General features: G+C 43.2%; 1 protein-coding gene. It reads left to right on the forward strand.

The window, feature by feature from the left end:
- Positions 1 to 974: IS3 family transposase (locus JOC86_RS24500; protein ID WP_205176332.1), on the forward strand; the 974-nt coding region annotated here is incomplete at its 5' end.
- Between the last annotated feature and the right edge of the window lie 196 nt (positions 975 to 1,170).

The raw sequence follows: 1,170 nt of genomic DNA on the forward strand, positions 1-1,170 counted from the left end.
AAAAAAACCCAATACCGGCCTTAATGGTCTTAGAAGAAGTTCGACTATGGGCAAAGGAGGGGTTTCGCATTACAAAATTGTCAGAGGTAGCTGGGGTTAACAGATCCCTGTATTACTACCATATGGGGATTGAAGAAGCTATTGAAACAAAAAAGAAAAGGGGACGTCCGATCCCAGGCTTTTCGAAGGCAAGATCAGGAAGTATCGTTCCGGATGAGCAGATTGAGGAATTCCTAATGGAGGCGATAGAAGGAGATGGCGCCACCTATGGTATAAAGAATCTGACTCACTATCTAAAGGATGTACACGAACTTCAAATTAATCATAAAAAGGTCGCTAGATTATGCAGGAAATTAGGGATTCTCCTTCCCCAGCGTACGGGTAATCCCAAGTATCCAAGACGCCTTGTCCGGAATCGCCTAGTTACTGCCCCCAACCAGCTTTGGCAGCTTGATATTAAATACGGTTCCATCTCAGGAAGCGGAAGATTTTTCTTTGTGGCAAGCGCTATCGATGTCTTTGACAGGGCCATTGTAGGATATTACAGAGGCCCAAGATGCAAGGCTAAGGATATAACCGGAATGCTTAAAGAGGCGATGATCAGGCGTGGACTACAGGTTCCAGAGGAGGAAGATGGACATTGTATCGTGATAAGGACAGATAATGGCCCTCAGTTTGTAAGTAACCTATTTGGTGAATTCTGTGAGTTAAATAAGGTATTTCATGAAAGGATTCCACCCAGATCACCGAATTACAATGCCTACATTGAATCGTTCTACAGTATCCTGGAGCGAGATCTATTCAGTCGTTATGATTTCGAGTATTTTGAAGAAGCTTATTATGAGATCGATGAGTTTATGGAGTTTTACAATAATCGCAGATACCATGGAAGTTTGGGAAGAATGTCTCCCCATAAATTCTATGAGAAGTACAAAGATATTGGTTTCCCTAAAGAAATGGCTATAAGCCTGTAATCAGGCAGGGAAACACCTTCTTCACCTAACCGCCCCCTAAGATGATGGAACGAAAGGGTCAAGCGGTTTGGGCTTGACGCTGGAGTGGAGTCATCTATACTCGGCAAAAAGTGAAGAAGGAATTGCCCCAAAATGAGAAACTAAGAAAAATCGAGCTTACCGAAGCTGGTGTTAGGAATTAGGGGGTCAAACCGAA

The sequence above is a fragment of the Rossellomorea pakistanensis genome, from assembly GCF_016908495.1.
In the GTDB taxonomy this organism is placed as follows: domain Bacteria; phylum Bacillota; class Bacilli; order Bacillales; family Bacillaceae_B; genus Rossellomorea; species Rossellomorea pakistanensis.